This is a genomic window from Streptomyces sp. NPDC054047, assembly GCF_055585065.1.
Window position 1 is genome coordinate 41,563 of sequence record NZ_JBVJKV010000012.1, and the last position, 24,030, is coordinate 65,592.

Annotated in this window: 28 protein-coding genes; 18 read left to right on the forward strand and 10 right to left on the reverse strand. The window is 69.9% G+C overall.

Features of this window, described 5'->3' with window-relative positions; genetic code table 11:
- Positions 1-81: 81 nt before the first annotated feature.
- From ACZ6ZP_RS34165 to ACZ6ZP_RS34185, 5 genes are all read left to right on the forward strand, one after another.
- Positions 82-1,371, forward strand: coding sequence for a hypothetical protein (locus ACZ6ZP_RS34165; RefSeq protein WP_351168375.1), 1,290 nt, complete (start codon positions 82-84; stop codon positions 1,369-1,371).
- A gap of 368 nt (positions 1,372-1,739) precedes the next feature.
- On the forward strand, positions 1,740-1,991 hold the full coding sequence (locus tag ACZ6ZP_RS34170; protein ID WP_351168377.1) for a hypothetical protein: 252 nt from the start codon (positions 1,740-1,742) through the stop codon (positions 1,989-1,991).
- Positions 1,988-2,740, forward strand: a complete 753-nt coding sequence (locus tag ACZ6ZP_RS34175; protein ID WP_469409672.1) for an ABC transporter ATP-binding protein — start codon at positions 1,988-1,990, stop codon at positions 2,738-2,740. Before ACZ6ZP_RS34170 ends, ACZ6ZP_RS34175 begins: the two co-directional genes overlap by 4 nt.
- 313 nt (positions 2,741-3,053) lie before the next feature.
- On the forward strand, positions 3,054-4,865 hold the full coding sequence (locus tag ACZ6ZP_RS34180; protein WP_351168381.1) for a bifunctional metallophosphatase/5'-nucleotidase: 1,812 nt from the start codon (positions 3,054-3,056) through the stop codon (positions 4,863-4,865).
- Between the two features lie 97 nt (positions 4,866-4,962).
- Positions 4,963-6,261 (forward strand): LmeA family phospholipid-binding protein, encoded by a 1,299-nt coding sequence (locus tag ACZ6ZP_RS34185; RefSeq protein WP_351168383.1) that lies wholly within the window; start codon positions 4,963-4,965, stop codon positions 6,259-6,261.
- A gap of 24 nt (positions 6,262-6,285) precedes the next feature.
- Here the strand turns inward: ACZ6ZP_RS34185 and ACZ6ZP_RS34190 are convergent, their stop codons facing one another.
- The 6 genes from ACZ6ZP_RS34190 to ACZ6ZP_RS34215 all read right to left on the reverse strand — a co-directional run bounded on the left by ACZ6ZP_RS34190 (position 6,286) and on the right by ACZ6ZP_RS34215 (position 11,795).
- Complete coding sequence (locus tag ACZ6ZP_RS34190; protein WP_351168614.1) at positions 6,286-7,662, reverse strand: HAMP domain-containing sensor histidine kinase; 1,377 nt, start codon at positions 7,660-7,662, stop codon at positions 6,286-6,288.
- Between the two features lie 26 nt (positions 7,663-7,688).
- Positions 7,689-8,423, reverse strand: a complete 735-nt coding sequence (locus ACZ6ZP_RS34195; RefSeq protein WP_351168385.1) for a response regulator transcription factor — start codon at positions 8,421-8,423, stop codon at positions 7,689-7,691.
- 42 nt (positions 8,424-8,465) lie between these two features.
- The gene (locus tag ACZ6ZP_RS34200) at positions 8,466-8,684 is read right to left on the reverse strand and encodes a hypothetical protein (protein WP_469409677.1); all 219 of its coding nucleotides are present in this window, start codon (positions 8,682-8,684) and stop codon (positions 8,466-8,468) included.
- 62 nt (positions 8,685-8,746) lie between these two features.
- Positions 8,747-9,778, reverse strand: a complete 1,032-nt coding sequence (locus ACZ6ZP_RS34205; protein ID WP_469409679.1) for a S1C family serine protease — start codon at positions 9,776-9,778, stop codon at positions 8,747-8,749.
- Positions 9,779-9,936: 158 nt separating this feature from the next.
- Entirely contained in the window at positions 9,937-10,959 is a 1,023-nt protein-coding gene (locus tag ACZ6ZP_RS34210; protein WP_351168391.1) for a LacI family DNA-binding transcriptional regulator, read from the reverse strand.
- 23 nt (positions 10,960-10,982) lie between these two features.
- Positions 10,983-11,795 carry a response regulator transcription factor gene (locus ACZ6ZP_RS34215; protein WP_351168393.1) on the reverse strand — a complete coding sequence of 271 codons (813 nt, stop codon included), beginning with the start codon at positions 11,793-11,795 and terminating at the stop codon, positions 10,983-10,985.
- Between the two features lie 253 nt (positions 11,796-12,048).
- On the opposite strand from ACZ6ZP_RS34215, the gene ACZ6ZP_RS34220 reads away from it, so the two are divergent.
- The 7 genes from ACZ6ZP_RS34220 (at position 12,049) to ACZ6ZP_RS34250 (ending at position 16,983) form a co-directional block, all read left to right on the forward strand.
- Entirely contained in the window at positions 12,049-12,972 is a 924-nt protein-coding gene (locus ACZ6ZP_RS34220) for an alpha/beta hydrolase (protein ID WP_366462726.1), read from the forward strand.
- Positions 12,966-13,220, forward strand: a complete 255-nt coding sequence (locus ACZ6ZP_RS34225; RefSeq protein WP_160505846.1) for a MoaD/ThiS family protein — start codon at positions 12,966-12,968, stop codon at positions 13,218-13,220. The genes ACZ6ZP_RS34220 and ACZ6ZP_RS34225 overlap by 7 nt, the downstream gene beginning before the upstream one ends.
- An 8-nt stretch (positions 13,221-13,228) precedes the next feature.
- Complete coding sequence (locus tag ACZ6ZP_RS34230) at positions 13,229-14,485, forward strand: hypothetical protein (RefSeq protein WP_469409682.1); 1,257 nt, start codon at positions 13,229-13,231, stop codon at positions 14,483-14,485.
- 112 nt (positions 14,486-14,597) lie between these two features.
- A complete protein-coding gene (locus ACZ6ZP_RS34235) occupies positions 14,598-15,350 on the forward strand; it encodes an LmeA family phospholipid-binding protein (RefSeq protein ID WP_351168399.1) in 753 nt (250 codons plus the stop codon).
- 217 nt (positions 15,351-15,567) lie between these two features.
- Positions 15,568-15,648, forward strand: coding sequence for a putative leader peptide (locus ACZ6ZP_RS34240; protein ID WP_351007875.1), 81 nt, complete (start codon positions 15,568-15,570; stop codon positions 15,646-15,648).
- A gap of 155 nt (positions 15,649-15,803) precedes the next feature.
- The gene (locus ACZ6ZP_RS34245; protein WP_351168401.1) at positions 15,804-16,649 is read left to right on the forward strand and encodes a sulfurtransferase; all 846 of its coding nucleotides are present in this window, start codon (positions 15,804-15,806) and stop codon (positions 16,647-16,649) included.
- Positions 16,650-16,695: 46 nt separating this feature from the next.
- Complete coding sequence (locus tag ACZ6ZP_RS34250; RefSeq protein WP_160505842.1) at positions 16,696-16,983, forward strand: DUF1416 domain-containing protein; 288 nt, start codon at positions 16,696-16,698, stop codon at positions 16,981-16,983.
- A 187-nt stretch (positions 16,984-17,170) separates the two neighbouring features.
- On the opposite strand, the gene ACZ6ZP_RS34255 is transcribed toward ACZ6ZP_RS34250, so the two are convergent.
- Together ACZ6ZP_RS34255 and ACZ6ZP_RS34260 are read right to left on the reverse strand one after the other, a co-directional pair.
- On the reverse strand, positions 17,171-17,428 hold the full coding sequence (locus ACZ6ZP_RS34255) for a DUF3099 domain-containing protein (RefSeq protein WP_351168403.1): 258 nt from the start codon (positions 17,426-17,428) through the stop codon (positions 17,171-17,173).
- 52 nt (positions 17,429-17,480) lie between these two features.
- Positions 17,481-17,843: a DsrE family protein gene (locus ACZ6ZP_RS34260; protein ID WP_361467277.1), complete on the reverse strand. Its 363-nt coding sequence runs from the start codon at positions 17,841-17,843 to the stop codon at positions 17,481-17,483.
- Between the two features lie 262 nt (positions 17,844-18,105).
- Here ACZ6ZP_RS34260 and ACZ6ZP_RS34265 point away from each other — a divergent pair, with 262 nt between their 5' ends.
- The 3 genes from ACZ6ZP_RS34265 to ygfZ are packed head-to-tail and all read left to right on the forward strand — an operon-like array spanning position 18,106 to position 20,164.
- A complete protein-coding gene (locus tag ACZ6ZP_RS34265; protein WP_351168407.1) occupies positions 18,106-18,678 on the forward strand; it encodes a heme-binding beta-barrel domain-containing protein in 573 nt (190 codons plus the stop codon).
- A gap of 30 nt (positions 18,679-18,708) precedes the next feature.
- The gene (locus tag ACZ6ZP_RS34270) at positions 18,709-19,164 is read left to right on the forward strand and encodes a Fur family transcriptional regulator (RefSeq protein ID WP_351168409.1); all 456 of its coding nucleotides are present in this window, start codon (positions 18,709-18,711) and stop codon (positions 19,162-19,164) included.
- A gap of 34 nt (positions 19,165-19,198) precedes the next feature.
- Positions 19,199-20,164, forward strand: coding sequence for a CAF17-like 4Fe-4S cluster assembly/insertion protein YgfZ (ygfZ, locus tag ACZ6ZP_RS34275; RefSeq protein ID WP_351168411.1), 966 nt, complete (start codon positions 19,199-19,201; stop codon positions 20,162-20,164).
- A 63-nt stretch (positions 20,165-20,227) separates the two neighbouring features.
- Here ygfZ and dtd read toward each other — a convergent pair whose 3' ends face one another.
- Positions 20,228-20,665, reverse strand: a complete 438-nt coding sequence (dtd, locus tag ACZ6ZP_RS34280) for a D-aminoacyl-tRNA deacylase (protein WP_351168413.1) — start codon at positions 20,663-20,665, stop codon at positions 20,228-20,230.
- Positions 20,666-20,843: 178 nt separating this feature from the next.
- On the opposite strand from dtd, the gene ACZ6ZP_RS34285 reads away from it, so the two are divergent.
- Positions 20,844-21,479, forward strand: a complete 636-nt coding sequence (locus ACZ6ZP_RS34285) for an RsiG family protein (protein WP_351168415.1) — start codon at positions 20,844-20,846, stop codon at positions 21,477-21,479.
- A 60-nt stretch (positions 21,480-21,539) separates the two neighbouring features.
- Positions 21,540-22,517, forward strand: coding sequence for an asparaginase (locus ACZ6ZP_RS34290; protein ID WP_351168417.1), 978 nt, complete (start codon positions 21,540-21,542; stop codon positions 22,515-22,517).
- A gap of 207 nt (positions 22,518-22,724) precedes the next feature.
- Here the strand turns inward: ACZ6ZP_RS34290 and ACZ6ZP_RS34295 are convergent, their stop codons facing one another.
- Complete coding sequence (locus tag ACZ6ZP_RS34295) at positions 22,725-22,910, reverse strand: hypothetical protein (protein WP_351168419.1); 186 nt, start codon at positions 22,908-22,910, stop codon at positions 22,725-22,727.
- A gap of 242 nt (positions 22,911-23,152) precedes the next feature.
- Between ACZ6ZP_RS34295 and ACZ6ZP_RS34300 the strand changes: the two genes are divergently transcribed.
- Positions 23,153-24,028: a FadR/GntR family transcriptional regulator gene (locus tag ACZ6ZP_RS34300; protein ID WP_351168421.1), complete on the forward strand. Its 876-nt coding sequence runs from the start codon at positions 23,153-23,155 to the stop codon at positions 24,026-24,028.
- Positions 24,029-24,030 lie beyond the last annotated feature (2 nt).

The following is a 24,030-nucleotide window of genomic DNA, read 5'->3' on the forward strand; positions in this document are numbered from 1 at the left end:
GGGCGGGGGCTCGGGCCCTCGCCCGGTGCCTCGACTCCCCGCTCCAGCTCCACTTTTGCACACACAAGCACGGAGAAAAGCGTGCGATTCCGTACTCGGCTGCGATCCAGCAGCGCCCTGTGGGCCGCACCGCTCGCCTTGGGCGTACCTGTCCTCTATTACCTCACTGGCGCCAGCAGGCCGGAGTCACCCGACTTCGGTTATGCCCCCACGATCGTCTCCGCGCCCCTGTATTACTCCTACGCCATTGCCTACGCCATTGTGTCTGCCCTCTCTGCATGGGAGAGCGGACGGCTGAAGGAGGGTGGGGGGCTGCAATTGGCTCCAGCTCGGTCGCGGTACCGAGTGGCCGCGGAAACGCTGTGGCCGGTCGTCGCTCTCGGATGGCTCATGTTGATCACGCCCGTCGTTCTGGCGCTCGCGGACTACCGGGTATGGCCGACCGAGACCAGCCTGCGACCCCTGTGGCTCGCCCTCGTGATGTGCGTGGGGCACGCGGTGATCGGATATGCGGTCGGTGCGCATGCGCCGAAGGCACTTGCTGCTCCCGTAATGGCTGTCGTGGTCTGGGCGGCCGTCTCGTACACCGTGACCTTTGACACCACCTGGCCGCGACACGTCTCCGGCGGCTACTTCAATGACTTCATGTTCGGCGAGGCCACGTCTTACGGGGCGCTGTTGCCGCATGTGCTCTTCACCGGCAGTCTTGCTTGCGCCATCGCCCTCGGCTGGGCCCGTCTGTCGCGTACCGCACTGCGGGTTGGCCTCGCCCTGGTGGTCGCTGTCGCCGGAACCGGCACCGCGTGGGCGATGACGAGCAGTTGGGGTGCCAATCCGCCGCTCTTGACCGATCAGGCTCCCATGACCTGTGTCGGCAAGGCGCCCCAGGTTTGCGTGCCGACGCTGTTCAAGGACACTCTCGGCCCTGCACGGACTGAGACTGATCGGATCCTCGAGGACTTCCGTGCGGCAGGCGTCAAGCTCGCCCCCCGACTGGTCAGTGACAGTGTCACCGAAGGCCGCATGGAAGGGAGTGAGCGCGCCACCGCGCATGTCTGGCGCCCGCCCCTCAGCTCAGCGGTCCGCAGCGGTGATCTGCGATACCAGCTCACCGTGGAAGCCGTCACGCCCCCTTGCCGCCGCCCGAACAGGACGCGTGTGGTGGCCGCCTCGCTCTGGGCGACGAAGGTCACTGGCACGGATCATGAATACCGGGCGCTCCTGCGGGATTTCAGTGCTGGTGATCCTGAAGAGGCCGCATTGCAGGAACGGGCAGAACAAGAGTTCAAGGAAGGCACTCGGCTCCCCGAGAGCCGCCAGGGCGGCTGGTATCGGCACACGCTGCGTGCCGCCTGTGGAGGGCCGCGGTGACAGAGGGCACATCCCTGGCCTCCGGAGCGCTCTGGTGGCTCAAAGCCCGTCGCGCAGTGGTCCTCTGCGGCGCACTTGTGGCCTTCACGCTGCTGGTACTCGCGTTCCAGGGCGGCGCTGCGGTGCCCGTGCTTTCTCTCCCCGCATCCGCGTCCGTGTCCGTGCCCCTCATGCTTTTCACCCCCGTGCCCGTGGTTGCTGCTCTGGCCTGGTGCCTGGACAGTCGGCTCGCGGAGGCCGAAGATGTCGCAGTGCGTCCGGTATGGGTGCTAGACAGTGCACTGGTCGTCGCTGTCCTCGCAACGACCGCAGGCATCGGTCTCGTTGTGTCCAGATGGGCCGACTCGGGCCCGGCAGGAGCGTCGGGGGTGGGGCGGGACGCCGCGTTCCTGAGCGGATTGGTTCTGTGCCTGCGCCCCTCGGCCGGGCAGGCCGCAGTCATGGCGGCCCCGGCCTGGCTGGCCCTGGTCGTCTTCTTCGGGTTCTCGCCCTCGCGGGAGCCTTATGCCTGGACAGTCGTCGGTCACCCTGTCGACTCCTCGTCCTCGCTAGTCGCCGGCGCGCTGGCCGTTGCCGTCGGACTCGCCGTACTGATCCGCACTTCGAGGAATGCCGCATGAGCCGTACGACCCTGGAACTGTCCTCGTGCACCTTCACCTACCGCCGGTGGCTGCCCCCCATACTGGAGGACTTCACGTACCACCTTCCGCAAGGGCTGACGATCCTGCTGGGGCCCAACGGAGCCGGAAAGTCGACGGCATTGCGCCTGGCCGCATCAGTCAGTCGCCCGCGCGTGGGCACCGTCACCTTCGACGGCCTCGTAGCGGGCACCAAGGGCTACCGGCAGGCCGTGGCGTGGATGCCGCAGCACATCACAGCCATGTCCGGCCTGACTGCCCGTGAGCAGGTCGCCTATACGGGTTGGCTCAAGGGGATGACCAAGGCCGACGCCTGGGAACAGGCGGCCGATGCGCTCAGCCGGGTCGGGCTCGTCCCACAAACCGACACCAAGGTGAAGCGCCTCTCCGGAGGCCAGCTTCGCCGAGTTGGGGTTGCCTCGGCCCTCGTTCACGACGCGCGCGTGCTGCTCTTGGATGAGCCGACGGCAGGCATGGACCCGCGTCAACGCCGGGTGTTTCGAGAGCTTTTGCAGCACGTCACCGATGCCGGCGTACAGGTACTGATGTCAACGCACGACGTGACCGACCTTGCCGAAGAGGCTGACCATGTCACAGTGCTCGATCAGGGGGCGATCACCTTCACTGGGCCGACCGAGGAGTTTCTTGCGCATGCGCCGGCCGACACAGCGGCTGGCCGCATGGCTGAGGCCGCATACTCGCAGCTCGCGGAGAGCTCGGCCGGAGCATAGCCCGGCCGTAGCGCGGCATCAGGAGCCGGGTGGATCCGTAGCTGTCGCCGATGGCTGGACGCTGTGGGTCCCGGTGGGCAGACCAGGTATCGCGCCCGATCGCGGAGAGCTGGAGCGCAACGCGCCGGGACTCAGAGTGCCTTCGCCGAGGGAGACGTCGTCCGTATCGGTGCGCTGGTTCGCGCCGCTGGACAGAGCCGACGCCCGCAACCACCTCGTAACCCGTAACCCCCTGTCGCGCTACGCGCGTTGACTTTAGGCTGCGCACGGAGTTTCACACCCTCAGTCTTCTCTCACCCTCCCAGGGGGACACGTGTCAGCCACACCTCAGCCTCGGCGGCCAAGACGCCGCGCCACCCGTGTGCTCGCCGCCGCGGCCGGTCTCGCCACGCTCGGTGCGCTGGCCGCCGCGCTGCCCGCGAGCGCCGGGCAGGATCACGCGGGCGCGGCCGGCAAGAAGCGCACCGTCGACGTGCAGCTGCTGTCCTTCAACGACTTCCACGGCAATCTGCAGCCGCCGGCCGGATCGTCGGGCCAGGTGACGCAGAAGCAGCCCGACGGGACCGAGAAGAAGATCGACGCGGGCGGCGCCGAGTACCTCGCCACGTCTCTTCGTACGGCCCGCAAGGGAAATCCGTACAGCGTGACCGCCGCGGCCGGTGACCTCATAGGCGCGAGCCCGCTCCTGTCGGGCCTCTTCCACGACGAGCCGACGATCGAGGCGATGAACAAGCTCGGCCTCGACGTCACCAGCGTCGGGAACCACGAGTTCGACGAGGGGGCCAAGGAGCTGGCCCGCATGCAGAACGGCGGCTGCCACCCCAAGGACGGCTGCTTCGAGAAGGGCAAGAAGTTCAAGGGGGCGGACTACCCCTACCTCGCGGCCAACGTGACCGACGAGAAGACGGCCAAGCCCATCCTCAAGCCCTACTGGGTGTGGAAGCACAAGGGCGTGAAGGTCGGCTTCATCGGCGTGACCCTGGAGGGCACCCCCGACATCGTCTCCGCCGACGGCGTCAAGGGGCTCAAGTTCCACGACGAGATCGAGACGGTCAACAAGTACGCCAAGATCCTCGACAAGCAGGGCGTGAAGTCGATCGTCACGCTCATCCACGAGGGCGGCTCGCCCGCGAGCCAGGCGTACAACTACGACTGCGACTCCCCGGGCGCGGGCGACGGCATCTCGGGCCCGATCACCACCATCGCCAAGGGCATCACGCCCAAGGTCGACGCCATGGTCACCGGGCACACGCACTCCGCGTACGTCTGCACCATCCCCGACCCGTCGGGCAAGCCCCGCATGGTGACGTCCGCCTCGTCGTTCGGGAAGCTCTACACGGACACGACGCTCACGTACGACCGCAAGACCAAGGACATCGTCCGTACGTCCGTGAAGTCCGCGAACCACGTGGTCAGTCGCGAGCAGGCCAAGGCCCCGGACATGACCTCGCTCATCTCCCGCTGGGACAAGCTGGCCGCGCCGGTCGCCAACAAGCCCGTGGGCTTCATCTCCGCCGACATCCCGGGCCGCGGCGCCACCACTCCCGAGGCGCCGCTCGGCGACCTGATCGCGGACGCGCAGCTCGCGCACGGCAAGTCGCTCGACCCCGAGACGGATCTGGCGCTGATGAACCCCGGCGGCATCCGCTCCGACCTCGTCCACAAGGCGAGCGGCAGCGAGGGTGACGGGGTGGTGACCTACGGCGAGGGCTTCACCGTGCAGCCGTTCAGCAACACGGTCAATCTCGTCGACCTCACCGGCGCGCAGCTGATCACCGGCCTGAAGCAGCAGGTGAGCGGGTCGAACGAGGCATCCCCGAAGATCCTGCAGATCTCGGACGGCCTGACGTACACGCTCGACATGACGAAGTCCGGCGCCGACCGCGTGGTCACCGACTCGATCAAGCTGGGCGGCAAGGCGATCGATCCGGCCACCACCTACCGTGTGGCGATGAACTCCTTCCTCGCGGGCGGCGGCGACGGCTTCGCCGAGCTCGGCAAGGGCACGAAGCCGCTGGTCGGCAGCGACGACCTGAAGGCGTTCAACGACTACCTGACCGCCAACTCCTCGGCGGACAAGCCGATCGCGCCGCCCAAGGCGGACAGGATCACCATCGTGAAGTGAATGACGCGTTAACAGTCGCGCTCAGAAGGTGGCCTAAATCGGCGGTTACTGGGCGTAAGGCTTGGGGTGGGGTGTGAACGTATGGTGAAATCAGCTGATGCGTTCCCCCCACCGCATAGCCACGCTTCCGCCCGATCACAACCAGGCTAATCCGTCTGATGGTTGGCACGCCGCATCGGTTCCCCCAGAAGCAGCTCCAGACGCGGTAGAGACCACCGCTCCGCTCAATCCGTACGACGAGCTCGGCGCCCTCGCCGGACCGAATCCGCTGGAGGACTTCCTCCGCGAGACGGACGACGAGGACGAAACCGGCAAGCCGGACGCTCCCTGGCAGCCCCCGAACCACCGCCGCGGCAGCCGCCGCCGCAACCGGTTCGCCGGACTCCCGCTCGCCGGGAAGGCCGTCGTCGCCCTGGTCGTACTCGCCGCCTTCCTCGCGCTCGGCGACCGCTGGGCCCTGCTCTACGCCGAGCACGAGGCCGCGGACAAGCTCAAGGAGTCCATGCACCTGAGCGCCGCGCCCGAGGTCGAGATCGAGGGCTTCCCCTTCCTGACCCAGGTCCTCGACAAGCGCGTGGACAAGGTCAAGGTCACCGTCCCGGACGTCGCCGCCGACCGGATCTCGCTCGCCGAGGTCTCCGCCACCGCCACCGACGTCAAGATCACCGGCGACGGGCCCACCGACATCAAGGGCGCCCTCATCAACGAGATGAAGGGCGAGGTGCTGCTCTCCTTCGACGACCTGAACCGCGAACTGGGCGCCTCCCAGGTCACGTTCACCGGCCGCGGCAGCGACCAGGTGCTCGCGCGCGGCACCCTGCCCGTCGCCGGGCACGACCTGAAGCTGCGCGCCGACGCCCGCATCCAGCGCAACGGCGACCGCGGCATCTCCACCGACATCGGCAGGATGAGCCTGCAGATCGGCGACCTGGCGACCTACCGGCCCGGAACCCGCGAGTCCGAGGGTCTGCACCTCAGCAAGGCCTCCACGGACCGCATCGCCAAGGAGACCGCCAAGGCGAAGGCGCTGCTCTCCGTCCCGTCGATCGTCCAGCGGCTCGATGTCCCGGACTCCGTGGTCAGCGGCGCCCTGAAGAGCGACACCAAGCTGAACGAACTCGTCGGCTCGCCGCGCTTCGTGAACGACGTGATGGGCCTGAACCTCATCGACGTCGCCATGGGCCACCCCGAGCTCCTGAAGAAGCTGGGCCTGGACCCGGCGCTCCTGAAGGGCCTGTCCCAGCTCACCCGGCCGGTGCTCGCCGACCGCCTCACCCTCGCCTTCCAGCTGCCGAAGCTGCCGGGCAAGGGGAACGTGTGGCTGCAGGACGTGAGCGTGCAAAAGGAAGGCATCCGGGTGCGGCTGAGCGGTACGGGGCTGGGGATCGGCAAGTAGCGCTTGCCTGGCGGGGGCAGCGCCCTACGCGGCGGGGGGCGGGGTCGCGGCGCCCGGCAGGCTGACCGTGGCCACCGTCCCGCCGTCCCGCGCGGGCCTGAGCGCCACCTGGCCGCCCGACTGGTGCACGGTGCGGGCCACGATGGACAGGCCTAGGCCCGATCCCGGCAGGCTGCGGGCCGACGGGGAGCGCCAGAACCGGTCGAAGACGTGCGGGAGTTCGTCGGTGGGGATGCCGGGGCCGTGATCGCGGACGGTCAGCGCGCCGCCCTTCAGGGCCACCTCGACGGTGGAGCCCGACGGCCCGAACTTCACCGCGTTGTCCAGGATGTTCACGATGGCCCGCTCCAGGGCCGCGGGCTCCGCGCGGACGTACCAGGGGGAGAGGTCCGCGGCGAACGTCAGCTCGGGCCCGCGCAGCCGCGCCCGCTCCAGGGCGGTCTCCACGACCTCGTGCAGGGCGATGACCTGCACCTTCGCGGACTGGCCGCTGTCCGTGCGCGACAGCTCCTGCAAGTCGCCGATCAGCGCCGCCAGTTCGGTCATCTGCGCCGTAACCGAGGCAAGCAGGGCCTTGCGGTCGTCGGGCGGGATGGCCCGGCCGGTGTCCTCGCTGCGGGCCAGCAGCTCGATGTTCGTACGCAGCGAGGTGAGGGGGGTGCGCAGTTCGTGCCCCGCGTCGGCGATGAGCTGCTGCTGCAGGTCGCGTGAGGAGGCGAGGGAGGCGGTCATCGAGTTGAAGGACCGCGAGAGGCGGGCGATCTCGTCGTCGCCCTCGACGGGGATGCGCAGGTCGAGGTCCTCGGTGCGGGCCACGTGCTCGACGGCCCCGGTGAGCTCGTCGACCGGCCGCAGACCGGTGCGGGCCACCCACAGGCCCGCGGCGCCCGCGCCGATCACGCCGACTCCGGCGACCGCGGCGAGCAGCAGGGCGAGCTTGTTCAGGGGGGTGTCGATCTCGGAGAGGGGGCGGGAGAGGGACACCGTGAAGCCGCTGTCCCTGTCCACCTGCGTCAGGACGCGCACCGACTGGCCGTCGTCGGTCTTGCCGTCGTGCAGGGCCTGTTCGCGCACGCCCTGGGCCACCTGCAGATCGGCGCCCTCCGGCACGACGGGGGTGGAGCCGCGTCCCACGCAGCGCGTGCCGTCCGCCTGGACGACCTGCACGAAGACCGTCGTGGTGCCGGGCGCCGTCCCGGAGTTGGGCGAGGTGCCCCGGTCGCGACAGGTGGCCGCCGTCTCCGCGAGGTAGGGGCCACCGACCTTGAGGCTGCGCAGCGAGTCGTCCATCTGGTCGCGCAGCTGCGTGCGGGTCAGGAGCCAGCACGACACCGCGACGGCCGCCACCGCAAGCGCCACCGCGCACGTCACCAGGAGCGCGAGCCGTGAGCGCAGGGGCATCGCGCGGTACCGGCGGAAGAACTTGTTCACTCGACGCCGCCGGAACCGGGCCGCAGCACGTACCCCACACCCCGTACCGTATGGACGAGCCGGGGCTCGCCCCCCGCCTCCGTCTTGCGGCGCAGGTACATCACGTACACGTCCAGGGAGTTGGACGAGGGTTCGAAGTCGAAGCCCCAGACCGCCTTCAGGATCTGCTCCCGGGTGAGCACCTGCCGGGGGTGTGCGAGGAACATCTCCAGGAGCGTGAACTCGGTGCGGGTCAGCTCCACCGTGCGCGCCCCGCGCGTGACCTCACGCGTCGCGAGGTCCATCCGGAGGTCGCCGAAGGCGAGCGTGTCGCCCTCCTCGGCCTGGCCCGCCGCGGCGGCGTACGAACTGCGGCGCAGGAGCGCCCGGATACGGGCGAAGAGCTCGTCCAGCTCGAACGGCTTGACCAGATAGTCGTCGGCGCCCGCGTCGAGCCCCGTTACGCGGTCGCCGACCGTGTCACGCGCGGTCAGCATCAGGATGGGCGTCAGGGAACCGGTCGAGCGGAGCCTGCGGGCGGCGGTGAGGCCGTCCATGCGGGGCATCTGGATGTCCAGGACGACGAGGTCGGGGCGGTAGGCCGCCGCCTTCTCCAGCGCGTCGGCGCCGTCGACGGCGACCTCCGTGCCGTACCCCTCGAAGGCGAGACTGCGCTGCAGCGCCTCCCGCACGGCGGGCTCGTCGTCGACGATCAGGATGCGCTGCTGCTGCTCGCCTTCGGCGGGGCTCATCGGCTTGTGACTTCCTCGGGTACGGGTCTGACGGGGCCGGTATCAGCCTCGCACGCGCGCGCGGGGCTTGCGGCGTGAGGCGGGGCGGGAGGGGTTGGCCGTGGCCACTTCCGGGGCACGCACCGCGGTGGCGCCGTGCAGTTCACCGGCCACGGCGAGGGGGAGGCCGAGCCCGGCCGGATCGGTGTCCGGACGGCCCCACCCGACGGTGACGGCGAGGGCGTGCCGGGCGCGGTTGACGGTGATCAGGGGTCCGGTCATGGCGGCCTCCAAGGGCTCCGGGGTGTCGAGGGTCTCCAGGTCTCCAGGGGGAGTGGCCGGGGTCAGTCGGTGGAGCCGGCGCGCAGGGTGTCGAGGTCGGCCTTGACCGTGTTGACCGGGATGGCGAAGCCGAGGCCGACGCTGCCCGAGCCGGACTCGGTGCCGCTCTGCGACGAAGTGGGCGAGTACATCGCGGAGTTGATGCCGATGATGTTGCCGTTCATGTCGATGAGGGCGCCGCCGGAGTTGCCCGGGTTGAGCGAGGCGTCGGTCTGGAGGGCCTTGTACGTGGTCTTCGACGACCCGGTGTCGCCGTTGAACTGCTCGCCGCCGTACTCGAACGGCCAGTTGCCGCCGCCCTGCTGTTGCTGCTGACCCTGGTCCTCGTCCGTCGACACGGTGACGTCGCGGTCGAGGGCGGAGATGATGCCGCTGGTGACGGTGCCGGTCAGGCCCTCGGGGGAGCCGATCGCCACGACGTCGTCACCGATCTTGACGTTGTCGGAGTCGCCGAGGCTCGCGGCCTTGAGGCCGGAGGCATCCTCGAGCTTGATCAGCGCCAGGTCCTTCTTGCTGTCGGTGCCGACGACCTTGGCGTCGTACGACTTGCCGTCGTTCGTCGTCACCTTGACCGACGAGGCACCGGAGATCACGTGGTTGTTGGTGATGATCTCGCCGTCGTCCGTGATGATCACGCCGGAGCCGGTGGCCTCGCCCGAGCCGGACTTCGCGCTGATCTCCACGATGCTGGGGCTGACCGCCTCGGCCACGCCGGAGACGGTGCCCTTCTGGCTGGTGGGCACGACGTTCGTGTTGGTGGCGCTGCTGGACGTGCCGTCCTTGCCGGTCAGCTCCTGGAAGGCGTAGGCGGTGCCGCCGCCGACCGCCGCGGCCGCGATGGCGACGGCGGCGAGCAGGGCCAGGGGGCCCCGCGCCCGGCGCCGGTGCTTCTGCGGCTCCTCCGGTGCGTGCTGCGGCTCCTCCGGTGCGTAAGCGGGCGGGGGCGGGTACGCGCCCTGCGTACCGCCATGGTGAACAGGCGCTGACGACTGCTGCTGGGGGTACTCGCCGCTGTGGCGGAAGGTGTCGGTCATGGGATCTAGGCTGCGGGGCGTTCATGAGAGGCGGCTGAGTACGCCCTGAGAACGCCAATAGAAGTGCGTATGCCCCATATAAAGCCGCCGCCGCGCGGCGATCTTCTCCCGCCCGCCCACCCGATTGCCCCGCAGCCGTTTCCCGCTGTGGGCAGGTGTCAGGCGCAGCCGCAGGACTGGCGGACCACCAGCCGTGAGGGGAACAGCTTCAGGCGCTCCCGGCGGGAACCCGCCACCCGCAGGCCGTCGTCCAGGACCAGGTCGACCGCCGCCCGCGCCATCGCGGGGCGGTCCGACGCCACCGTCGTCAGTGGCGGGTCCGTCAGACCCGCCTCCTTGACGTCGTCGAAGCCGGCCACGGCCAGCTCCCCCGGCACGTCGATGCGAAGCTCCCGCGCGGCACGGAGGATGCCGATCGCCTGGTCGTCCGTGGAGCAGAAGATCGCCGTCGGCCGGTCCGGCCGGGCCAGCAGCTCCAGCGCCATCTGATACGCGTCGTAGCGGTTGTACGGCGCCTCGAAGAGCCGCCCCTCCACCGAGCGCCCGGCCTCCCGCATGGCCCGCCGCCATCCCTCGACGTGGTCGGAGACGGGGTCACCCACCGTCGGGGTCTCGGCCGTGCCGCCGACGCACGCCACATACTCGTGGCCGTGCTCCAGGAGGTGCCGCGTGGCCAGCTGGGCGCCGCCCAGGTCGTCCGTGACGACGGCGACGTCGTCGATCGCCTCGGGCCGCTCGTGAAGGAGCACGACCCGCGCGTCCCACGCGTCGATCTCCGCGGCGGCCGAATCGGTCAGGCCGTGGCTGACGAGGATGAGCCCGGAGACCCGCATGCCGAGGAAGGCCCGCAGATAGTGGGCCTCGCGCTCGTCCACGTAGTCCGTGTTGCCGACGAGCACCATTTTTCCGCGCTCGGAGGCCGCCTGCTCCACGGCATGCGTCATCTCCGCGAAGAACGGCTGGCGCGCGTCCGGCACGATCATGCCTATGAGGTCGGTACGCCGCGACGCCATGGCCTGGGCGACCCGGTCGGGCCGATACCCCAGCTCTTTGATCGCGGCGAGTACACGCTCGCGCGTGGCCGGGGCAACCGGCCGGGGTCCGTTGTTGATGACATAGCTGACGACGGCGGTGGAAGTACCCGCAAGTCGTGCCACGTCATCCCGAGTCACCTTGGCCACGCGCGGAGTCTACGCGGATGGACCTACCGCTGGGCAGGGCGTACGGCAGCTTCCTTCGGCGAGGTCACGGCCGGGGCCGCCTCCTCACCGGGGGAGTCGTGGCGCTCGCCCTCGGCCGGTGGGGTCGCCGCCTTCGCCTTCGCCGTGTCGGCCGCACGTTCGACCTTCTCCGGCGTCACGAAGCGATAGCCGACATTCCGCACGGTGCCGATGAGCGACTCGTGCTCGACACCGAGCTTCGCGCGAAGGCGCCGTACGTGGACGTCGACCGTCCGCGTACCGCCGAAGTAGTCGTAGCCCCAGACCTCCTGGAGCAGCTGGGCCCGCGTGAACACGCGCCCGGGGTGCTGCGCCAGGTACTTGAGCAGCTCGAACTCCTTGAAGGTCAGGTCAAGGACCCGGCCCTTCAGCTTCGCGCTGTACGTCGCCTCGTCCACGGAGAGATCGCCGTTGCGGATCTCCATGGGGGAGTCGTCGGCGGTGATCGACTGGCGGCCCATCGCGAGCCGGAGCCGCGCCTCGACCTCGGCCGGACCCGCGGTGTCGAGCAGTACGTCGTCGATGCCCCAGTCGGCGGTGACGGCCGCGAGGCCGCCCTCCGTGACGACGAGGACGAGTGGACAGCCGGGTCCCGTGGAGCGGAGGAGCTGGCAGAGGCTGCGGACCTGCGGCAGGTCACGCCTGCCGTCGATCAGGATGACGTCGGCACCAGGGGTGTCGACGAGGGCCGGGCCTTCGGCGGGGGCCACCCGCACGTTGTGCAGCAGCAGGCCGAGGGCGGGAAGCACCTCCGTCGACGGCTGAAGGGCATTGGTGAGGAGCAGCAGAGAACTCATCGCCGCCCACCTGCCTGGGTCGTCTTACGGTTGTGCACGGTTCGCTCGCCCATAACGTCGGTTCCTCCTCGGTCCCTGCGAGGACGTTTACGGCACTGCTTCGTACTGATTGCTACGTCGGATCGCCCGCGCCCTGGGCTCTCCACGTGCGGTTCGGTCGGCTTCGCGGACGCGTTCGCCACGAGGCTGCAGAAAGCACGAAAGGACCCGGGGGCTTCGCTGCCCGGATCCTCTGCCAAGGAGAATAGCCCACATGACTCCAGGTCCGGCAGGTCGAGCGGCGGGATCTTCTGTGCCGCCGATCACTCGCACTCCGTCTCACGTTCAACGGCGCGTAACGCTGCGTACACAGGACGGGGTCGCCATCGAGGCCGCGTACGACCCCGGGCCCGACCCCGCGGGGGAGCTCGCGATCGTGCTCGCGCACGGCTTCACGGGCGGCGTCGACCGGCCGCACGTGCGCCGCGCCGCGGGGGTGTTCGCCCAGCGTGCGGCCGTGATCACGTTCTCCTTCCGGGGCCACGGGGCGTCCGGCGGGCTCTCCACGGTCGGCGACCGCGAGGTGCTCGATCTGGCGGCCGCGGTGGAGTGGGCGCGGTCCCTCGGCCATGCGCGGGTGGTGACCGTGGGCTTCTCCATGGGCGGTTCCGTGGTGCTCCGGCACGCGGCTCTCGCCGGTGCCGCGCAGGATGCCGCGCACGGGGGGCGCACAGAAGCGCGGGTTGACGCGGTGGTCGCGGTCAGCGCTCCGGCCCGCTGGTTCTACCGGGGGACGGCGCCGATGCGGCGGCTGCACTGGGTGGTGACGCGGCCCCTGGGGCGCGTGGTGGGCCGCTTCGGCCTGCACACGAGAATCCACCCGCACGAGTGGGACCCCGTCCCCCTCTCCCCGGTGGAATCGGTCCCGCTGATCGCGCCCACGCCGCTCCTGATCGTGCACGGGGACCGGGACCCGTACTTCCCCGTGGACCACCCCCGGATGCTGGCCGCCGCCGCGCGGGGCGGGGCCGAGCTCTGGCTGGAGGCGGGGATGGGGCACGCGGAGAACGCGGCGGACGACGCCCTGCTCGGTCGGATCGCCGAGTGGGCCACGGCATCATGGACGTCGGCAACCGCCGAAGGACCGGCATCCGCCGAAGGTTCGGCATCAGCCGAAGGAGAGGAGCTGTCGTGGTGAACGGCACCATTCGTTACTGGGCCGCGGCCAAAGCAGCCGCAGGCGTCGCGGAGGAGCCGTACGCCGCGACGACGCTCGCCGAGGCGCTGGACGCTGCGCGCGAGCGACACCCCGGCGAGCTGGTCCGTGTACTGCGGCGATGCTCGTTCCTCATCGACGGCGACCCCGTGGGTACCCGCGGGCATGAGACGGTACGGCTGGCCGAGGGCGGCACGGTCGAGGTGCTCCCGCCGTTCGCAGGAGGGTGAACAGCGCTATGAGCGATCCGCGACATGATGGTTACGAGGGGTACCAGGGACACCAGGGGTACGGGGACTACGACCCGTACCGCCAGGAGTACCCCCCTGCTCCCGAGCAGCAGCAGCCCTACGCTTCCGAGCAGCAGCACGGCTATCCCGCACCGGAGCAGGGTTACGGCCAGCAGGCGTACCCCCCGCAGCAGCAGTACCCGCAGCAGGCCTACCCGCAGCAGCCGTACGCCCAGGACGCCTCGTACACCCAGCAGTGGGAAGGGCAGACCTGGGACACCCAGATCCAGCCCTCGCCCGCGGTGGACGTGACGGAGACGGCCTACCTGCCCCCGCAGTCCTACGGCCAGCCGCTGCCCCCGGAGCCCGCCGCCCCGGCGTACGACTCGACACCCGCCCACGCCCACGCCCACGCCGACCCCGGCAGCCGGCCCACGGCGGCGGACGAGCCTCGGCCCGAGGCCGATTCCCGGCACTACGGGCCCGCCACCACCACCGGCAACCCCCGCGTCACCGACGCCCAGCGCGCCCGGGCCGAAGGGCGGTCGCCGATCATAGAGCCGGGGATTCAGCCCGCCGCGCTGACCGCGGTCCTCGGGCTGCTGCTCGCCGGGACCGCCGCCGTCGGGCAGTACGCACTCCTCGTACCGCTGATCCTGCTCCAGGCCGTCACCGCGGCCGGATGGTTCCGGCTCAACGGGATGTGGCCCGCCCGGCAGGGCATCGCGCTCGCCTTCATGGGCGGTGTCGTCGCCGACATCGCGCTGCTCGTCACCGGCAAGGAGAACGCGCCCGCCGCGATCCTCGGCACCCTCGGCGTGTGGGTGCTCCTCGTGCTCGTCCTGCAGCTGCGCAGCCACGCGTCCGCGGACGAGCGGATGGCCGGGCTGATGGCGACCGTCGCGTCCGCCGCGCTCGCGATCATCGCGACCGGGCATCTCGCGGCGTCGTCCGACGCCGTGACGGTGGGCGGCATCGCCGTCGCGGTCGCCGTGATCGCCCGCGCGCTGCCGCTGCCGACGCCCGCATCCGTCGTCGTCGCGCTGCTCGCCGCCGCCGGAGCGGGTATCGCCGTCGGCGGCACGACGGACTTCGGCAACAAGGGTGCGCTGCTCGGCCTCGGTGCCGGTGTCTGCGCGCTGATCGGCCACCGGGTCGCCAGCTACGACTACCCGTCCCGTTTCGTGCACATGACGGCGGGCGTCGCCCTGCCGCTGGCGGCGGCCGCCCCGGCCGTCTACGTCCTGGGACGGGCCATCGGCTGATCGTCACAGCTGATCGACAGGTCCCCGGCAGGGCTCTCCCGCCGGGGACCTGTCCTTTAGGCTCGCGGCAAACGTCAGTTGAGTCGGGGGACTAGGTGGGGGAACACCGGACATGAAGCGCGCCGTACGAATACTTCTGATCGTCGTCGTGATCCTGGGGGGCCTCTTCGTGGGCGCCGACCGCCTCGCGGTGGGCTTCGCGGAGGACGAGGCGGCGGAGAAGCTGCGTACCAGCGAGGGGCTCGGCGAGACGCCCGACGTCTCCATCAAGGGCTTTCCGTTCCTGACCCAGGTCGCGGGCGGCACGCTCGACGACGTCGAGATCGGCATCAAGGACTACGACGCCACCTCCGGCTCCGACAAGATCCGCATCGCCGATCTGAACGCCCGGATGCAGGGCGTCGAGTTCTCCGGCGACTACAGCTCCGCCACCGCCGAGACGGCCACCGGCACGGCCCGGATCTCGTACGACGAGCTGCTCAAGGAGGCGCAGGGGGAGCCGCCGGTCGAGCTGCCGCTCGGAGCCACCGGCAAGGTCGTCGGGCTCTCGGACGGCGGCGACGGCAAGATCAAGGTCGAGGTCGAGGTGAGCAAGGGCGGCGCGAAGCTGCCCAAGCCGGTGCACGTGCTCAGCTCGGTCAAGGTGGAGAACGACACGATCAAGGTGAACGCCGACGAGATCCCGAAGAAGTTCGAGGTCATGGGCGTCTCGATCCCGCTGCCCGAGGGTCTGGTCCGCGATGTGACCGACTTCGAGGAGAAGGTCGGCGGACTGCCGGGCGGCATCAAGATCGACGAGGTGACGCCGGCGCGGGACGGCGTGGAGATCTCGGTCAAGGGCACGAACGTGAAGCTCGCGGGCTGAGGCGCCCGCCGGCTGAGGCCGAGCAGGGCCGTTTGGCCCGGCAATTCCGCAGTACGAGACGAAGCCGTCCGCGCGATGGATGCGGCAGGGGTGAACGTGACCCCAGCCCCGTGCGGGCGGCTCTCCTCGTTCCCTTGATCCCACATAGTGGATGATCGCGTCTCATCATCCGACACGCCGGTGACACGGCGCCCCTCGCGTCCTTACGATCGGACGCATGCAGCGACAGGCGGACCTCACGAAGCGGCGGGCAGTAGACCTGTGCCGCGTCGCCGCCATGCTCTGTCGCACCTTCTGAGCGGGAGCTCCGACTCCCGTATCCCCCGGCCCGTTGACACCGTCAGGGCCACCCCGTGCCGCGTACGCCGCGCCACCGCGCAGTCACAACCCGTACCCGGCATCCCCTCGCACAGCACCGCAGCCCCGCCGCAACTGCCCCGGAGGAGAAGAAGTATGAGCCGCAGCGACGTCCTGGTAGACGCCGACTGGGTCGAGGCCCACATCGACGACCCGAAGGTTGCCATCGTCGAGGTCGACGAAGACACCTCCGCGTACGACAAGAACCACATCAAGAACGCGATCCGCATCGACTGGACCGACGACCTCCAGGACCCGGTCCGCCGCGACTTCGTCGACCAGGAGGGCTTCGAGAAGCTCCTCTCGGCCAAGGGCATCGCGAACGACACCACCGTGGTCCTCTACGGCGGCAACAACAACTGGTTCGCGTCCTACGCCTTCTGGTACTTCAAGCTCTACGGCCACCAGGACGTGAAGCTCCTCGACGGCGGCCGCAAGAAGTGGGAGCTCGACTCCCGCGACCTGGTCGACGGCGACCAGGTCCCGCAGCGCGCGGCCACCTCGTACAAGGCCAAGCCCCAGGACAAGTCGATCCGCGCCTTCCGTGACGACGTCGTCGCCGCGATCGGCGCGCAGAACCTGGTCGACGTGCGCTCGCCCGACGAGTTCAGCGGCAAGCTGCTCGCCCCGGCGCACCTTCCGCAGGAGCAGTCGCAGCGTCCGGGCCACGTCCCGTCCGCGCGCAACATCCCGTGGTCGAAGAACGCCAACGACGACGGCACCTTCAAGTCGGACGACGAGCTCAAGGCCCTCTACGAGGACGAGCAGGTCGACCTGGCCAAGGACACCATCGCGTACTGCCGCATCGGTGAGCGCTCGGCGCTCACCTGGTTCGTGCTGCACGAGCTGCTCGGCCAGACGAACGTCAAGAACTACGACGGCTCCTGGACCGAGTACGGCTCCCTCGTCGGCGTCCCGATCGAGCTCGGCGCCAACAAGTAGCACCCCTCCCCGAACCCCCGCAGTGACCAGCTAAGGACGAACGCATATGTGTGGAGCGAAGGCCGGCGGACCCGACGCCTCGACGATCAAGCCCGGCGAGACCACCATCCAGGGCCAGGTGACCCGCGACGGCGAGCCCGTCAGCGGCTACGTGCGCCTGCTCGACTCGACCGGCGAGTTCACCGCCGAGGTCCCCACCTCGGCGACCGGCCAGTTCCGCTTCTACGCGGCCGAGGGCACGTGGACGCTGCGCGCCCTGATCCCGGGCGGCACGGCGGACCGCACGGTCGTGGCCCAGACGGGCGGCCTCGCGGAGGTCGCGATCGCCGTCTGAAGTTTTCACGCGCGGGCTCCGTCCGCCGACTCCCGGCGGACGGGAGCCCGACGCGCATGAACGGCCGAAGGGCCGCATCCCTGGGGTTGGACGCCTTTATTCGCGGGATGCGGCCCTTCGTGCCGTCCGGCAGCAAAACGCGTGGCCAGGGCTTGGGCGCGCGGTGCAGGGCGGAGAAGTCCGCCGGCTAGCGGTGACGCCTGCCGTCCAGCTCGTCCCACCACTCGTCGGACTTCGGGTCCCCCGACGGGTCGTCCCACCAGCGGTCGTCCGGGCCTCGGCGGTTGGCCACCATGGCGGCCACGGGTGGGATCACCATGGCCACGACGCACATCCCGACCGCGACGGGAATGGACCACAGGCGCACCACGCCCCACGCCAGGACGAACAGGGCGATGCACGTGCCCATCATGGCGAAGTAGGCGTGACGCCTCCGCGCGTACATACGTCCAGCGTAAAGCCGCACCGGTCGATGCGGTCGGTGCGGTCGGCCGTGGTCAGTAGACGAGCGCCTGGGTGCCGTCCGTCATTGCTTCCTGGACGAAGACCTGTGCGCCCGCGATCCGTACCCCCTCGATCACGTCCTTCTCGGTGATCTCGCGGCGCGCCGCGCACTGCGTGCAGAGCGTGATCTGTCCCGCGGCCACGATCGAGTCGATCAGGTCGGGGAGCGGCGCCGCGTGCGGAAGCTCGAACTCCGCCGCGCGGCCCGGAAGGGCGAACCACGCGGACTCGCCGGTCAGCCAGAGGGAGACCTCGACGCCGCTGGCCACGGCCACGGCCGCCACCGTGAACGCCTGCGAGCAGCGCTCGGGTGCGTCGGCCCCGGCGGTCACCTTGATCACGAGCTTCTTCGCCATGGCCGCATCGTAAGGCCATCCGCGCGGCCACCCGTAAGGCCACCTCGCAGAGAGAGGCGGGCCGCGCACGACTACAGTGGGAGCGGCTCTGATACCTGCCCCAATAGCTCACCGAGGAGCACCCCGTGCTTGAGGCCTTCTTCTCCGCCCTGCTGGTTCTGGTCTGCGTCGGCGTTCTCGCGTTCGCCGGACTGTCCGTGAAGAAGCTGTACCAGGGTCAGCGCTGAGCCCGTACGCCACCTAGAGATCGCCTGAGCTTCCCATGATCGAGATTCCGTCCGACCTGCACCCCGACCTCGTGCCCCTCGTTTGGCTCCTCGGCAACTGGGCCGGCGCGGGCGTCACCGACTTCCCCGGCGCCGAGAAGGCGAACTTCGGCCAGGAAGTGTCCTTCACCCATGACGGGCGGGACTTCATCGAGTACCACTCGCACACGTGGGTGCTCGACGCCGAGGGCAACAAGGTCAAGCCGCTGGAGTCCGAGTCGGGCTTCTGGCGCATCGACAAGGACCGCAAGGTCGAGACCGTGATGGTCCGCGACGACGGTGTCGTCGAGGTCTGGTACGGCGAGCTCGCCGACCAGAAGCCGCAGATCGACCTGGTCACGGACGCGGTCGCCCGTACGGCGGCCTCCGGCCCGTACACCGGCGGCAAGCGTCTGTACGGGTACGTGAAGGGCGACCTGATGTGGGTCGGCGAGAAGCAGACCCCCGAGGTGCCGCTCCGTCCGTACATGTCGGCGCAGCTGAAGAAGGTCGTCACGCCCGAGGACGTCGCCGAGATGGCCAGGGGCCTGGGCGATCTGCCGGACGACGGCATCGCTTTCTTCAAGTAGGCCGTTTCCCCTCTGGCCTAGACTGCCTGTGTGGCGAGCACCGATTCCGACTGGAAGAGCGACCTGCGACAGCGCGGCTACCGGCTGACGCCGCAGCGCCAGCTTGTCCTCGAAGCCGTCGACACCCTTGAGCACGCGACCCCCGACGACATCCTCTGCCAAGTGCGGAAGACGGCGTCGGGGGTCAACATTTCCACGGTGTACCGGACCCTGGAGCTCCTGGAGGAGCTGGGGCTGGTCAGCCACGCGCACCTGGGGCACGGTGCGCCGACGTACCACCTGGCGGACCGGCACCACCACATGCACCTGGTGTGCCGGGACTGTACGAACGTCATCGAGGCGGATGTCTCGGTGGCCGCGGAGTTCACCGCGAAACTGCGGGACTCGTTCGGCTTCGACACGGATCTGAAGCACTTCGCGATCTTCGGGCGTTGTGGGGACTGTTCGCGCAAGGTCACCAAGGGCGCCGAAGCCGCCGAGGAATAAGAACGGCCGCTACCGGGTCGTAGTGTGGGTGAACATGAAGAGCCCCCTCCTGTCCTTGCCCGGCGCCGTCCCCGCCGAGGGCGTGGACGAAGGCGTCGCCGCCCACTACGGCGATCTGTTCCGTGAGCAGCGCGCCCTCGCCGACGGCACCGGTTTCGTCGACCTCTCGCACCGCGGCGTCGTCTCCGTCTCCGGCCCCGACCGGCTGAGCTGGCTGCATCTGCTGCTCACGCAGCACGTGACCGAGCTGCCCGTCGGCCAGGCCACCGAGGCGCTGATCCTCTCCGCGCACGGCCACATCGAGCACGCCCTCTATCTCGTCGACGACGGCGAGACGGTGTGGGCGCACGTCGAGCCCGGCACGCAGGACGCGCTCGTCGCGTATCTGGAGAGCATGAAGTTCTTCAACCGGGTCGAAGTCGCCGACCGCACGGACGAGTTCGCGGTCGTGTATCTGCCGGCCGGTTCGATCGCCGCGGTCCCGGAAGGCGTCGTCGTGCGCGAGACGCCGCACGGCCGTGATCTGTTCCTGCCGCGTACGTCCCTCGAGTCGTACGCCGATGAGAGCGCCCCCGCGATCGGCATCCTGGCCTACGAGGCGCTGCGCGTGGAGGCGCACCGGCCGCGGCTCGGCTTCGAGACGGACCACCGCACGATCCCGCACGAGCTGGGCTGGATCGGCTCGGCGGTGCACCTGCAGAAGGGCTGCTACCGCGGCCAGGAGACGGTCGCCCGCGTGCAGAACCTGGGCAAGCCGCCGCGCCGCCTGGTCTTCCTGCACCTGGACGGCAGCGAGGTCCTCCTGCCGGCGGCCGGAACGGAGCTGCGCCTCGCCTCGGAGGGCGAGGAGGGCCGGAAGCTGGGCTTCGTCACGACGGCCGTACGCCACCACGAGCTGGGCCCGATCGCGCTGGCCCTGGTGAAGCGGAACGTGCCGCTGGACGCGGGGCTGCTCGCCGGGGCCACGGCGGCTTCGCAGGAAGTCGTGGTCCAGCCGTAGGAACACCCCCAGGAACAAACATGACCGGGTCACAGGTGTGGCCCGGTCACGTATGTGGCCCGGTCACATCTCCAGAAGCACCGTGAACGGCCCGTCGTTCGTCAAGGACACCCGCATCTGTGCGCCGAAGCGCCCCGTCGCCACCGTCGCGCCCAGGGACCGGAGTTGGGAGACGACCTCGTCGACCAGGGGCTCGGCGACATCGCCGGGCGCGGCGGCGTTCCAGGTGGGCCTGCGGCCCTTGCGCGCGTCGCCGTAGAGCGTGAACTGGCTGATGACCAGCAGCGGCGCGTCGATGTCCGAGCACGACCTCTCGTCGGCCAGCATCCGAACGGACCAGAGTTTGCGGGCCAGTTGGGCCGCCTTCTCCTTGGTGTCCTCGTGGGTCACCCCCACCAGGACGCACAGGCCCTCGCCGTTGATCTCGCCGACCGTCTCGGGGCCGTTCTCGCCCTCGACGACGACGCTCGCTCCGTCCACTCTCTGCACCACAGCACGCATATGGCCCATCATGCCGTGCTCCGTACGGCCGAGATGCGCCGGATGCGCCGCCCGTGAGGTTGGCCTGAACCCCCCATCTGGGGCCGATTGGGGGCACTCGCTCACATAGCGGCCACCCGGGGTGGCACCATGCTCATCACGCGGTGTACCGCGCCGGTCGAGGGGACGGTAGAGCCACATGAGCACACCAAGTACGGGACAGCCGCCCGGACCTGTGTCGCTGACCCGCATGAGCGCTGCGCGACGTACGAACGTGCCGCGGCCGCCCATGCAGCGCACGGGCAGTGCGGTCCTTTCCGAGCAGCCCGCGCCCGACCTGGCCGCGCTGCTCCTGCGCGAGCTGCGTGAGCTGCGCAGGGACGCACAGCAGAACGAGGCGGACCTGAGCTATGTCCGGCGCCTCCTCCAGGGGCGGATCGACATCCTGCGGGCCGAGGTCGCGCGCCGTAAGGACCCGTCGGCGCCGGGTCCCGAGGGGCCTGTCGTGCACGGTCCCATCGTGCACCGGCTCTCGGAGATCCTCACGGACGCGCCGGCCCGGCACCGCTCGTCGGCCCGGCATGTGACGCTGGGCACGCCGCACAGCGCGGAGTACGGCCTGCTCGCCACGGAGATGCTCGCCGAGGTGGAGCTCTCCGACCTGGACGCCCGTACGGACGACGAGCTGCACACGGCCATGGGGCGGCTCATCCGCTACGAACAGCAGGTTTCCCGGCGCCGCCAGCAGCTCCAGCGCACGGCGGACGATTGCAGTGCGGAGATCGCCCGCAGGTACCGTGAAGGTGAAGCACAAGTAGACGACCTGCTCTCGTGACCCGGTGATCCCGGCCTCCGCGGGCGGCCGTCACGCCACCCCCGCCCCGGAAGGCCGAAGATGACCTCGACGTCCGCCGAGTCCGCCGCCACCCCTGTCATATCCCCGGTCCTCGCCGAGGTCGTACGTTCAGGCTTCGTCGAGGGCCGCCACAGGGGAAGCCTGGTGCTGCTGGCCGCGGACGGCAGCGTGGAGCTGGCCCTTGGGGACGTGAGCGCCCCCGTCTTCCCCAGGTCCGCCAACAAGCCGATGCAGGCGGCTGCGGTGCTGCGGGCGGGGCTCGACCTGTCGGGCGAGCGGCTCGCGCTGACCGCGGCGAGTCACTCGGGGGAGGGGTTCCACCGGGACCTCGTCCAGAAGATGCTGGCCGAGCGCCGGCTGACGGCCGCCGACCTGCAGTGCCCGCCGGACCTCCCGCTGGACGCGGTCGAGGCCGAGACATATCTGGCAGCGGGTGCCGTTCGTGACCGGGTCACGATGAACTGCTCCGGCAAGCACGCGTCGATGCTCGCGGTGTGCGACCTGAACGGCTGGCCCACGGATTCCTACCTGGACCCGGGTCACCCCCTCCAGCAGCTGATCCTGAAGGTGGTCGAGGAGGCGGCGGGCGAGAAGGTGGCCGCCGTCGGCACGGACGGCTGCGGCGCGCCCCTGATGGCGATCTCCCTGACCGGCCTCGCCCGGGCCTTCCGGCACTTCGTCCTCGCCCCCGAGGGCTCGGCCGAGCGCCGGGTCGCGGACGCGATGCGGGCCCACCCCGAGTACGTCGCCGGTACGCGCCGCCCCGACACCTGGCTGATGCGGGAGATTCCCGGGGCCCTCTCCAAGATGGGCGCCGAGGCGGTCCAGGCGTTCGCGCTGCCGGACGGTCGCGCGCTGGCGTTCAAGGTGGACGACGGAGGGATACGGGCCCTGGGTCCCGTCCTGGCCCGTGCGCTGCACCTGGCGGGTGTGGAGGCGGACGTACTCACCCGCGTCGGCCGTGCGCCGCTGCTGGGCGGGGCGGCCGAGGTGGGGGAGATACGGGCGGCGTTCTGAGGGTTCCCCCCCCAGGGTTCCCCCCCGGACGGACCCGGATGGGTTCTCTCTCCCCCCCGACGAATCCCCCCGGGACACCCGCCCGCCCGTTCCTCCCCCACCGGCACCCCCGTGCCCCCGTGCCCCCGCGCCCCCCGTGTCCCCCGGTTCGGTGGCTGACCGGGCTCCCGGCTCCCCTCCGGATGGGAACCCGGTCAGCCAGCTCTGTCAGCCCGACTGGGCCAGCAGCAGGACGAGGAGCGCAGCCCCGACCCCGCTGATCTTGGTGCTCTTGGCCTTGATGCCCACGGTCAGCAGGACGAAGGCGACGATTCCCATCGGCCCGTACTTCCACTGGATGAGCTGCTCGAATCCGATGGCGAGAGCGGCGATGACGATGGCGATGAGCGGCATGACGTTCCCCCTTTCGGGACGGGGCGCCGAGCCCCGGCCCATCAGGTCGGCAGCCATCCGATGGGCAACGGCTGGTGGCCAACCCCTGAGGGTTCCTGCCAGGTTGCCTAAGTTGGCGACCAACTTCACCTGAGTTATCTCCGCGATGGCTCGATTCATAACCACCTTCCGAGCAACTCCCCAAAGATGGCGCGAAGTTGTACTGTTTGGTTGTGAGCCCGGAACCTGCCCAAGTCAATGGGATGAAGAGGCCGCACAGGTCTCACCACGAGGTGGCCGACGAGCTGCGCGACCGGATCAGGTCCGGGTTGCTGCGGCCGGGTCAGCGGATGCCGACGCAGGCCGAGCTGGCCGACGAGTTCGGCGTGGAGCGCGGTGCGATACGTGAGGCGCTGCGCACGCTTCAGGGCGAGAACCTGCTGGCGAACGTGTCCAAGGGGAGCCCCGCCACGGTCGCCGAGACCTCGAAGCAGGTCCTTTCCGGGCCCGGTGGCGTCCGGCCGCAGCCCACCATGGTCGGCCTCGCCCCGCGTATCGCCGCCGCGTTCGAGGCCGACCACGTGGAGATCGACGCGCTCTGCCTGACCTCCATCTCGCTCACGATGGCGATCGGGGAACCACTCCGTCAGATTCACGCCGGACAGCGGAAACCGGCCAAGGTCACCGTCCGCGTGCTGCTGCCGAGCCGCAGCATCGATCTCGCCTTTCCGGCGCCGGTGGACAGCGGGGACGACGAGGGCGGGCAGGTGCACAGGCGCTGGCTCGACCAGCGCAACGCACAGGGGCAGGTGCTCCGCCACAACCTCCTGGCGCTGCGCGCCTCGCACGGCATCGACGTCGACGTCTCGTTCCGCGCGCTGCCGTTCACGCCGCCGGTGAAGCTGTATCTCATCAATGGTTCCGAGGCGCTCTTCGCCTACTACACGCTCGCGAAGCAGAGCGAGCAGATCGACCACGAGCCCCTGGAGATGTACGACGCGCAGGGCGCGCAGTCGATGCTCTTCCCCTTCCACCAGGGTGACGGGCTGCGGGACACGACCTTCGTGGAGCAGTCGCATCTTTGGTTCAACGCTCTGTGGGGCACGATCAGTCAGGACCTGGAGCTGGCGCGCGGCTAGCG

Bases quoted from the DNA above. Each gene is read 5' to 3' on its own strand.
- ACZ6ZP_RS34175 (WP_469409672.1), top strand. From the start codon at position 1,988: ATGAGCCGTACGACCCTGGAACTGTCCTCGTGCACCTTCACCTACCGC.
- ACZ6ZP_RS34185 (WP_351168383.1), top strand. From the start codon at position 4,963: ATGCGTTCCCCCCACCGCATAGCCACGCTTCCGCCCGATCACAACCAG.
- ACZ6ZP_RS34190 (WP_351168614.1), bottom strand. From the start codon at position 7,662: ATGCCCCTGCGCTCACGGCTCGCGCTCCTGGTGACGTGCGCGGTGGCG.
- ACZ6ZP_RS34195 (WP_351168385.1), bottom strand. From the start codon at position 8,423: ATGAGCCCCGCCGAAGGCGAGCAGCAGCAGCGCATCCTGATCGTCGAC.
- ACZ6ZP_RS34200 (WP_469409677.1), bottom strand. From the start codon at position 8,684: ATGACCGGACCCCTGATCACCGTCAACCGCGCCCGGCACGCCCTCGCC.
- ACZ6ZP_RS34205 (WP_469409679.1), bottom strand. From the start codon at position 9,778: ATGACCGACACCTTCCGCCACAGCGGCGAGTACCCCCAGCAGCAGTCG.
- ACZ6ZP_RS34215 (WP_351168393.1), bottom strand. From the start codon at position 11,795: ATGAGTTCTCTGCTGCTCCTCACCAATGCCCTTCAGCCGTCGACGGAG.
- ACZ6ZP_RS34220 (WP_366462726.1), top strand. From the start codon at position 12,049: ATGACTCCAGGTCCGGCAGGTCGAGCGGCGGGATCTTCTGTGCCGCCG.
- ACZ6ZP_RS34230 (WP_469409682.1), top strand. From the start codon at position 13,229: ATGAGCGATCCGCGACATGATGGTTACGAGGGGTACCAGGGACACCAG.
- ACZ6ZP_RS34235 (WP_351168399.1), top strand. From the start codon at position 14,598: ATGAAGCGCGCCGTACGAATACTTCTGATCGTCGTCGTGATCCTGGGG.
- ACZ6ZP_RS34240 (WP_351007875.1), top strand. From the start codon at position 15,568: ATGCAGCGACAGGCGGACCTCACGAAGCGGCGGGCAGTAGACCTGTGC.
- ACZ6ZP_RS34245 (WP_351168401.1), top strand. From the start codon at position 15,804: ATGAGCCGCAGCGACGTCCTGGTAGACGCCGACTGGGTCGAGGCCCAC.
- ACZ6ZP_RS34250 (WP_160505842.1), top strand. From the start codon at position 16,696: ATGTGTGGAGCGAAGGCCGGCGGACCCGACGCCTCGACGATCAAGCCC.
- ACZ6ZP_RS34255 (WP_351168403.1), bottom strand. From the start codon at position 17,428: ATGTACGCGCGGAGGCGTCACGCCTACTTCGCCATGATGGGCACGTGC.
- ACZ6ZP_RS34260 (WP_361467277.1), bottom strand. From the start codon at position 17,843: ATGGCGAAGAAGCTCGTGATCAAGGTGACCGCCGGGGCCGACGCACCC.
- ACZ6ZP_RS34265 (WP_351168407.1), top strand. From the start codon at position 18,106: ATGATCGAGATTCCGTCCGACCTGCACCCCGACCTCGTGCCCCTCGTT.
- ygfZ (WP_351168411.1), top strand. From the start codon at position 19,199: ATGAAGAGCCCCCTCCTGTCCTTGCCCGGCGCCGTCCCCGCCGAGGGC.
- dtd (WP_351168413.1), bottom strand. From the start codon at position 20,665: ATGCGTGCTGTGGTGCAGAGAGTGGACGGAGCGAGCGTCGTCGTCGAG.
- ACZ6ZP_RS34285 (WP_351168415.1), top strand. From the start codon at position 20,844: ATGAGCACACCAAGTACGGGACAGCCGCCCGGACCTGTGTCGCTGACC.
- ACZ6ZP_RS34290 (WP_351168417.1), top strand. From the start codon at position 21,540: ATGACCTCGACGTCCGCCGAGTCCGCCGCCACCCCTGTCATATCCCCG.
- ACZ6ZP_RS34295 (WP_351168419.1), bottom strand. From the start codon at position 22,910: ATGCCGCTCATCGCCATCGTCATCGCCGCTCTCGCCATCGGATTCGAG.
- ACZ6ZP_RS34300 (WP_351168421.1), top strand. From the start codon at position 23,153: ATGAAGAGGCCGCACAGGTCTCACCACGAGGTGGCCGACGAGCTGCGC.